Origin of the sequence: Kitasatospora sp. NPDC058406 (assembly GCF_042722765.1) — a bacterium.
Lineage (GTDB): Bacteria > Actinomycetota > Actinomycetes > Streptomycetales > Streptomycetaceae > Kitasatospora.
In genome coordinates this window covers 1-8,509 of sequence record NZ_JBHXKE010000321.1, presented here as the reverse complement: position 1 = coordinate 8,509, position 8,509 = coordinate 1, and the positions used below count along the sequence as shown (strand labels likewise).

The following is an 8,509-nucleotide window of genomic DNA, read 5'->3' as shown; positions in this document are numbered from 1 at the left end:
GCCCGCGGCTGAGACCGCGGGGCCGGCGGCCGTCCGGTGGAGCGGCGCGCGGCGGACGGGGACGTCCGGCGCTCAGCGCTCCTTCAGGATCGAGGCCAGCAGGTCGATGGTGCGCTCGGGCGTGAGGCTGTCCACGCAGAGCCGCTCCATCACCTGGATGTAGGCGTCGACGTCGTCGCGCTTGTCGAGGTACAGCGCACTGGTCAGCTGCTCCAGGTACACGACGTCCGCCAGGTCCTGCTCGGGGAAGCGCAGGATGGTGAACGCACCGGACTCACCGGCGTGCGCACCGAAGCGGAACGGCATGACCTGGATCACGACGTTGGCCTGCTCGGCCGCGTCGATCAGGTACTGGACCTGGCCGCGCATCACCTTCGGCCCACCGACCGGACGGCGCAGCGCCGCCTCGTCGATGACCGCCCAGAGGCGGGGGCTCTCGCCCTCGGTGAGCAGCTTCTGGCGGCGCATCCGCAGGCTGACCCTGCGCTCGACCTCCTCCTCGCTGATCACCGGCCGACTCTGGCCGAAAACCGCCCGTGCGTACTCCTCGGACTGGAGCAGGCCGGGGACGAACTGGACCTCGTAGGTGCGGATCAGTGCGGCGGCCTCCTCCAGACCGACGTAGGTCTGGAACCAACCCGGCAGGACGTCGTTGAAGCTGTGCCACCAGCCCGACTTGTTGGCCTCGCGGACCAGCCCGAGCAGCGCCTCGCGCTCCAGGCCGTCGTCCACTCCGTAGAGGCTGAGCAGGTCCGCGACATCGCGTTCCTTGAAGCTGACCCGGCCGAGTTCCATGCGGCTGATCTTGGACTCGGACGCACGGATCGCGTAGCCCGCGTCCTCGCGGGTGATGCCGCGCCCCTCCCGGAGGCGGCGCAGCTGGGAGCCGAGGAGGATCCGGCGGACCATCGAGCCGCCGCCCGGCTGAACTGTGGTCATGTGGTCCTAACCTCCACCTAGGGCAAACAGCGCACAGTCTGCCATCAGTTGAGCGCTCACGGTGCCGATACTGACGGATGTTCCTATCAGTTCTGTACTCCGCACACCAGGATGCACGTGCATCCGGCGCTTGCATATGCCATTTGAACGACTGCACGTGAATCGACTCTTGCATCTGCAGTGAGCGCAGAGGACGATGGTGCACGTGCACCTGCACATCCCTGGCAATCCCGCGGGCTCCGCGTCGACCCCACGCGCGACTCCGTGCACAGGCCCGGCAGCGCCCCCGCGCCTCCGGGCCCTTGTGCGCGCGCGCCTGGTCGAGTGGGCGGCCGTGCGGCCGAGCGAGTCGGAGGTGACCGGCATGACCCCGGCGGGTCCAGCCGTGTCCGCCCCCTTATGGGAGGAGCTCTTCATGAGCACCGGAACGGCTTTGGCAGTCGACCCCCATGTGGTCACCTGTACGCTCGCTCCTCGATATGAAGCCGTCAGAACCGCGCGCGACTTCGCCAGAACCGCCCTGCACCGCTGGGGCCTGGGCGAGCTCTTCGACGACGTCGCGCTGGTGGCCTCGGAGCTGGTGACCAACGCCCTGCGGCACGCGATCGGCGCGCGCCCCGGTGCGGCGGACGACTACGACTTTCCCATGCAGTGCGCAGCCGAGGGGAGGCTGCCGATCCGAATAAGCCTGGTGCACCGTTCCCCGCAGGTGGTCTGCGCGGTGAGCGACCCCAGCAACATCGGCCCGGTGGCGCGGGAGGCCGACTTCGTGGCGGAGTCGGGCCGCGGCCTCCACCTGGTCGACTCGTTCAGCCACTCCTGGGGCTGGCACCCGCTCGGCGGCGGCAAGGTCGTCTGGGCGCTGTTCGAGGCGGAACCGGAACAACGGTCGATCCCGGCCCCCGAGATGAGCGGACGGCACCGACGCTCGGCCTAGCACGGCGCACGACCCGTGACAGGACCCCCGGGAGCACCACACCGCCCGGCGGGAGACCACACACCAGCGCGACACACCCCGGCAACGGCGATCGGTGACCCTCGGGCAGCGGGTACCGGCCACCCTTGCGGCGGTGCGCCCCTCCGATCCGCGTGCGGCGGCTCGGCACGGCGGCGACGGCGGGTGACCCTGGCGGGCGGAACGGCGGCCGGCGGGCGAGGGCCCGCGAACGGCGGCCGGGCCGGCGGAACGGCAGCTCGTGGCACGACGGCTCGCAGGGCGGCGGAGCCGGTAAGACAAAGGCCGTCGTGGTGTCAGCACCCACGACGGCCCCCCGATGGTGGAGCCGGCGGCCGGTCAGACCGCCAGGTGGTCGAACTCCCCGTCCTTGGCCCCCAGGAGCAGGGCCTCGATCTCGGCCCGGGTGTAGATGAGCGCCGGACCGTCCGGGAAGCGGGAGTTGCGCATCGCCACATCGCCCCCCGGGAGGGCGGCGAACTCGACGCAGTTGCCCTGAGAGTTGCTGTGCAGGCTCTTCTGCCAGACCACGCCCTTGAGGTCCGCAGCGGCCATCCCGTTGTACGTGTCGAACGTGTCGTGCATAGAAATCTCCCGAAGAGCTCCGGAGTGGGTCGTCCAGCTCGGCGCCCCGGCTCTCAGCCGAACGGCTCGGCCGGCCCCGTACCGGCCCGGCACAACGCCTCACTTGACGTGATGATAGCTCCAGTGCACGTGCATCAGCACGGGACGTTGCAGGTGCACGGGCTTTTCGACACCGAACCGGAACTCTTCACGAGCCGCGCACCTGACGGTACGTAAGTGGACATAGTCGACCGAATCGGCCGGATGTCGATGACGGCCCGTAGGCGACCACCCGCTGAATGTTGATCTTCGGGAGCCCGGAGTCGCACCGCTGTGACCCCACTGTGACCCTCCGTCAGACGATGCCCGCCCTGTGAGACATCTCACGCGCCCCTCCTGCAACGCGGAGCTCCTCCTCTCGCATCTGAGCGGATACCGGGAGAGAAACCGGGTTCGGGCCGGTTATGTCCGGTTTTCGGATGGGCCGCCCCTCCTCGTACGGCAGCCGACTGCGAGCACGGCGGGGGAATGTCCTACGATCTCCGCCATGAGCACCGCAGCCATCCCGGGCGCGCCACTGCCCGTCCGAACCCCAGGCTCCCGTGCGCGGGGGCGCCACCGCCGTCCCGAGCGCCCCGAAATCCCGACCGGTTCGCCGGTCCTGCTGCTCGCCGTGCCCGCGGCCGCCGGACCGGAATCCCGGTCCGTGGTCGAGGAGCTGCTGTCCATCGTCCGCAGCGAGCAGAACGGCGTGCAGACGGCAGCCGGTTACCTTCCGGCCCACGGCGCCGAAATCGGCGCCGAGCGCACCGTCGCCGAACTGCTGGACGAGGCGGCCGAGGCCGGCCTGCCCACGCCGGTCATCGTGCCCCTCGTGCCCGGCCCGCACGACTTCCTGACCGACCTGTACGCCCTCGCCGCCGAGTACGGCGCCCCCGTCACCGACGTGCTGGGCCCGCATCCGCTGCTGGCCGAGGCCGTGCACGTGCGCCTCTCCGAGGCCGGTCTGGCCCGCGCCGACCGGGCCCGGCTCTTCGCCATCGCGACCGCCGCCGACGGCGTGGTGCTCACCACCGTCGGTGGGCAGGCCGCCGCCGACGCCGCCGGGATCACCGGCATGCTGCTGGCCGCCCGGCTGGCCGTGCCCGTCGTCCCCGCCGCGCTCGACCTGCCCGGCTCGGTGGCCGCGGCCGTCGCCCACCTCCGGGAGATGGGCTCGCAGAACCCGGCGCTGGCCCCCCTGGTGATCGGCCCGGAGGCGGACTCCGAGCTGCTCGCCACGGCAGCCGAGGAGTCCGGCTGCCCGTCGGCCGCCCCGCTGGGCGCGTACCCGACGGTGGGCCAGCTGATCGCCTCCACCTACCTGGCCACGCTGCCGGCCGTCGACTTCGAGGCGCAGGCCGCGGAGGCCGGGGACGGCGCCGCGGAGCCCTCCGGCGGACGGCACGCCGCCCAGTAGCGCAAGCCCGTCCGAAGGGGCCCGGAACGCATCCGTTCCGGGCCCCTTCGGCTGCTCGCACCGGCCGGAACGGTCCGGTCCCCCGCCCTCCGGCCGGACCGGGACCCCGCACCGCCGCCGCGGTCGCCGGGGCGGCCTCAGCGGCCGACCCGACTGGTGGGCGAGGCCGCGTCCTTCAGTTTCAGGGCGGGCAGCCGCACCGGCCGGGACTGCGCCGCGAAGGTGGCCACCGGCGCGGCGGCGGCGTTCCACTGCGGCTGCGCGGCGCCCTCCTCGTCCGGCTTGCGGACCTTGAGCACCTCGGTCTGCCCGGCCCGGCGCAGCAGGATGTTCTTCGGCCGCACGGCCTCCGGGTCCAGCCAGAGCTCGTTGCCGCCGAACTCGCAGTCCAGCAGCAGCACGTCGTCCGGCTGCCCGTCCGAGGTGGCCCGGAAGGCCACGCCGGCCCGCCGGTAGCCGGTGAACCGGCTCCGGCTGAAGGTGACGGCCTGTCCGGCGAGTTCGTGCCGGGCGGTGGAGACGGCGAAGTCGCTCTGCCCGGCCGCGTCGACGAGCAGTCCGTCGAACACGGTGCCCTCGTCCCGGCCGAGCGAGTGCAGCGCCACTCCCCCGCCCGCGTTGCCGTACAGCACGCTCGCGGTGTAGTCGAAGGCGTTGAGGTAGGCGCCGTGCTCGATGCCCCAGCCGCCGTTGTGGTAGGCGGCGAACTCGGTGACCACGTGGTGCTGACGGGCGTTGAGCCAGACGAAGATGCCGTCCCGCAGGTTGTTGTGGGCCAGGCAGCGCTCGAAGGTCCAGACGCCCTCGCTGTTCTCCGGCCACTCGAAACCGGAGGCCCCGTCGGCGCCCTGGACGCCGACGGCCACGCAGTCCACCGCCTTGCCGCCGGTGCCCGCGCCGAGGTTGAAACCGGTCAGCCGGTAGGCGCGGGGGTGGGGTTCGAGCAGGGTGCGGGAGGCGACGCAGGACTCGTAGACGATGTCGTCGGAGGGGCGCTGCGGGGTGCGGGTGTCCAGCGGCCCGTCCCACCAGTACGCGTCCTCCCAGGTCTCGTGGCTGATGCAGCTGCGGAAGGTGATGCCGTGACTGGCGTGCGGCACGTACGCGTGGCTGCCGGCGTCGCGGACGACCACGCCCTCGACGACGGTCCCGCGGGTGGCGTCGCCGAGCTGGTGGAAGTGGAGCCCGTACCGGCCGAGGACGGCCGCGGTGACCGGGGCGGTGCCGTCCTGTCCTCTCCAGGTCTCCTTGGTGTCGGCGCGCGGGCCGACCCAGCGCAGCGCGGCGTGCCGGACGTCGGCGCGCCGGGAGCTGGTGAGGTGGACGTGGGCGCGGCCCTCGGCGGTGCCCTCGACCCGGACGGTGCGGGTCAGGTTGAGCACCTCGGCGCCGACGGTGACGCCCCCTCCGGCGGCGACCAGGGGGTGGGCGTGCTTCAGCGGCGACTCCAGGGTGACGGTGGCTCCGCTGACGGACCGCACGGTGACGAGGTCGTAGTGGGCGGCGAAGCCCTCCTGGTCGGGCGGGCCGGTCGGGGTGACGGCCAGTTCGTCGCCGGGGAGCCAGCCGGCGGGCGGGGCGGACAGGGCCAGCTCGGTGCCGCCGGCCTTCAACTCGCGATCGGCGCGGACCCACGCGGTCTTGGCGGCGCCGTCGAGCCGCAGGTAGCCGGCGCCGGTGACCCAGAGGCCCACGTCGGTGTCGACGACCTTCATGCCGTCCCCCTGGAAGCGCCTCTCGTCGACGGCGGGGAAGCGCAGGGTGTGGGTGTGGGTGCCGTCGGGGGCGAGGGCGAGGGCGCCGCGGATCTCGACGTTCCCGGTGGCGGCGAGGGTGAGGGTGCGGTCGGCGGCGAAGGTGAGGGCGCCGGTCGGCTCCACCAGCAGCGTGCCGACGGCGGCGTCGGTGTCGAGCAGCACCCGGTCGGTGATCCGCACGGTGCTCCTCGGGCCGGGCACGGCACCGCCCCAGCCGGCCGGGTCGGACCAGCGGCGGCCGCTCTGGTCGACGGTGGGCGCGGGGGCCGGCTGTTCGGGCGCGGCGCCCACCGGAGCGGCCTCGGGGGACGCCCCACCGTGGCCTCCGGCTCCCGTCCGGTCCGCGCCGACGGCCGTGGACGATCCGGCGACGGCGGCGACCGGTTCGGTCGGGCCGCTCAGCGAGCGCCGCAGCACCTCCTCGCCGCTGACCGCCGCGAAGGCGGTGCCGACGGCGAGCCAGCGCAGTAAAGTGCGGCGACTTAAGGGAGTTAGGGGCGGTTCGGGTGGGATGTCCGCTCTGCGATGCTTTGCCCTGCGATGCGCTCCGCGCGCCCGGCCGGTCGGCCGGGCGGGGGCCGGGTCCTCGTCCATGGCCATCGGTGCGTAGCCCTCCCCACGGGCGGCTGCGGCGGCGCCGGCGTCCTACCGACGCTCTGAAGCATAGGCAGTTGCGTTGACCGCGACGGGCGTTGCATGAAATCGGTCATTTCTGATCATGAAGGACAGCCGCCCACCACGGATTTCGCAAACAGTGACGTGGCTCACACATGTTTGCGGTTTGAAGGCGGCTCTGCTTAACGTGCTCCCCGTTCGTGGCCACACGGACCCAGCTCCCCTGCAACGCCGAGTCCTGCCGTCGGGTGCGCTGGAAGTACGAAGCACCACGGCAGGAGCGGGGGAACCACAGGTAGTTCGCCCAGGCCGGTCCCCGGACCGACCAGGGCTAGGGGTGAAGCCGCGTCCACAGCGCGGCCGGGCAACTCCAGCCCGAATCCGACAGCTCACCTCGCAGGCGTGGGAGAGGACCGCGTCTTCATGCTGCCCACCAACGGCACCCGCCTGTCCAGCCGCACCCGTCGCGCCATCGCCACCCTCGGCGTCGCGGGCATCGGCCTCACCATCCCCTGCCTCACCACCGGCACCGCCTCGGCCGCCTCCGTCGCCACCTGGGACAAGGTCGCCCAGTGCGAGAGCACCGGCAACTGGAGCATCAACACCGGCAACGGCTTCTACGGCGGACTCCAGTTCACCAGCTCCACCTGGGCCGAGTTCGGCGGCACCTCGTTCGCCGCGCGCGCCGACCTCGCCACCAAGGACCAGCAGATAGCGATCGCCGAGAAGGTGCTCGCCGTGCAGGGCCCCGGTGCCTGGCCGGTCTGCTCGGTCAAGGCCGGCCTGACCAAGGGCGGCACCCCGGCCGCCGTCGACACCTCCACGGCCGCCGCCAAGCCGGCCGTCCAGACCCCGGCCCCGGCCGCCAAGCCCGCCGCCCAGCCGAAGGCCACGCAGCCCGCCGCGCCCAAGGCCGCCCAGCCGCAGGCGCAGGCTCCCGCCGCCACCGACGCCGCCCGCCAGGGCGACGGCGGCCAGGACGGGCGCCAGTGGCGCCAGCAGACCGGCCAGCAGGGCGGTCAGCAGGGCGACCGGAAGCAGTCCGCCGACTACACCGTGGCCGTCGGCGACTGGCTCTCCTCCATCGCCGACAAGAACGACGTCCAGGGCGGCTGGGAGCGGCTCTACGAGCTCAACCGCGCCACCCTGACCGAGGGCCCGCACAGCATCTACCCGGGCCAGCACCTGACCTTCGGCGACCGGGCCAAGGGCAACCAGGCCTCGGAGGAGTCCGGCAAGGGCTTCGACTGGTTCAACCGGGCCAAGGACGCGGGGACCGGCACCGCCACCACCGAGCCGGCCGCCCAGACCCCCGCCCCGGCCACCAAGCCGGCCGCCAAGCCCGCCGCCCAGGCCGAGACCCCGGCCCCGGCCCAGGCCGCCACCGGCAGCATGGCCGCGGCCGTCTCCTTCGCCCAGTCGAAGGTCGGCCAGGCCTACGTCTACGGCGGCACCGGCAACGGCGGCTGGGACTGCTCCGGCCTCACCCAGGCCGCGCTGCGCGCCGCGGGCATCACCGTCCCGCGCGTCGCCGCCGACCAGGCCGCCGCGTCCACGCACGTCTCGCTCGACGCCCTCAAGCCGGGCGACCTGCTGTTCTGGTCCAACAACGGCAAGGACTCCGGCGTCCACCACGTCGCGCTCTACATCGGTGACGGCAAGTACGTCGAGGCCGCCAACCCGAGGTCGGGCGTGCGGACCCAGACCCTGGCCAACTGGGCCCCGGACTTCGCCGGCCGGGTCTGACCCACGGCCGGGTCTGACCCGCGAAAGCCCGGGGCCCCCGGGGAGGAGCCAGGTCGCTCCCTCCCCGGGGGCCCCGGTGCGTCCCGCGCCGGACCGCCCCCGGAACCCCGCACGCCCCGCCCCGGAAGGTCATGGTCAAATCCGGCCGCACCAGGCATGCTGCTGCTCTGTCCCCGAGGAGGAGTCACCATGGCCCAGGTCACCGTCACGCTCGACGCCAACCTCGCGATCGACGCGATGATGCTGTCCGGCACGAAGAGCCCGCAGGACGCCGTCGAACTGATCCTCCGCGACTACCTGGACCGGGGGCGGCGCACCGAGACCCGGACCGGCGACGCCGCCGACGGCCACCGGGTCACCCCGGACCGCCCGGCCGTCCAGGAGGGCTGATCCGCACGACGAACGGCCGGGGCCCGGGAGCGGCCTGCTCCCGGACCCCGGCCGTTCGTCCGATCCGTCAGCGCGCGCATGCGC

Annotated in this window: 7 protein-coding genes and 1 riboswitch; of the genes, 4 read left to right on the top strand and 3 right to left on the bottom strand. The window is 73.0% G+C overall.

Annotated features, from left to right (window positions below; all coding sequences use genetic code 11):
• Window positions 1-72: 72 nt before the first annotated feature.
• The gene (locus ACFWOG_RS37160; protein WP_329880262.1) at window positions 73-939 is read right to left on the bottom strand and encodes a helix-turn-helix transcriptional regulator; all 867 of its coding nucleotides are present in this window, start codon (window positions 937-939) and stop codon (window positions 73-75) included.
• Between the two features lie 415 nt (window positions 940-1,354).
• Here ACFWOG_RS37160 and ACFWOG_RS37155 point away from each other — a divergent pair, with 415 nt between their 5' ends.
• Window positions 1,355-1,876, top strand: a complete 522-nt coding sequence (locus ACFWOG_RS37155) for an ATP-binding protein (RefSeq protein ID WP_329880263.1) — start codon at window positions 1,355-1,357, stop codon at window positions 1,874-1,876.
• A 357-nt stretch (window positions 1,877-2,233) separates the two neighbouring features.
• Here ACFWOG_RS37155 and ACFWOG_RS37150 read toward each other — a convergent pair whose 3' ends face one another.
• On the bottom strand, window positions 2,234-2,479 hold the full coding sequence (locus tag ACFWOG_RS37150; protein WP_329880265.1) for a DUF397 domain-containing protein: 246 nt from the start codon (window positions 2,477-2,479) through the stop codon (window positions 2,234-2,236).
• Window positions 2,480-3,005: 526 nt separating this feature from the next.
• Here ACFWOG_RS37150 and ACFWOG_RS37145 point away from each other — a divergent pair.
• On the top strand, window positions 3,006-3,917 hold the full coding sequence (locus tag ACFWOG_RS37145) for a sirohydrochlorin chelatase (protein WP_380363863.1): 912 nt from the start codon (window positions 3,006-3,008) through the stop codon (window positions 3,915-3,917).
• Between the two features lie 137 nt (window positions 3,918-4,054).
• Here the strand turns inward: ACFWOG_RS37145 and ACFWOG_RS37140 are convergent, their stop codons facing one another.
• Complete coding sequence (locus tag ACFWOG_RS37140) at window positions 4,055-6,274, bottom strand: hypothetical protein (RefSeq protein WP_380363861.1); 2,220 nt, start codon at window positions 6,272-6,274, stop codon at window positions 4,055-4,057.
• Between the two features lie 234 nt (window positions 6,275-6,508).
• Window positions 6,509-6,705: riboswitch (cyclic di-AMP (ydaO/yuaA leader) on the top strand.
• Between ACFWOG_RS37140 and ACFWOG_RS37135 the strand changes: the two genes are divergently transcribed.
• A complete protein-coding gene (locus ACFWOG_RS37135; RefSeq protein WP_380363859.1) occupies window positions 6,692-8,035 on the top strand; it encodes a transglycosylase family protein in 1,344 nt (447 codons plus the stop codon). (Overlaps the previous riboswitch by 14 nt.)
• A 189-nt stretch (window positions 8,036-8,224) precedes the next feature.
• Window positions 8,225-8,425, top strand: a complete 201-nt coding sequence (locus tag ACFWOG_RS37130) for a hypothetical protein (protein WP_329880272.1) — start codon at window positions 8,225-8,227, stop codon at window positions 8,423-8,425.
• The last annotated feature ends 84 nt before the right edge of the window (window positions 8,426-8,509 follow it).

Coding starts and splice junctions, on each gene's coding strand:
- ACFWOG_RS37155 (WP_329880263.1), top strand. CDS start 1,355: ATGAGCACCGGAACGGCTTTGGCAGTCGACCCCCATGTGGTCACCTGT.
- ACFWOG_RS37130 (WP_329880272.1), top strand. CDS start 8,225: ATGGCCCAGGTCACCGTCACGCTCGACGCCAACCTCGCGATCGACGCG.
- ACFWOG_RS37145 (WP_380363863.1), top strand. CDS start 3,006: ATGAGCACCGCAGCCATCCCGGGCGCGCCACTGCCCGTCCGAACCCCA.
- ACFWOG_RS37140 (WP_380363861.1), bottom strand. CDS start 6,274: ATGGCCATGGACGAGGACCCGGCCCCCGCCCGGCCGACCGGCCGGGCG.
- ACFWOG_RS37160 (WP_329880262.1), bottom strand. CDS start 939: ATGACCACAGTTCAGCCGGGCGGCGGCTCGATGGTCCGCCGGATCCTC.
- ACFWOG_RS37150 (WP_329880265.1), bottom strand. CDS start 2,479: ATGCACGACACGTTCGACACGTACAACGGGATGGCCGCTGCGGACCTC.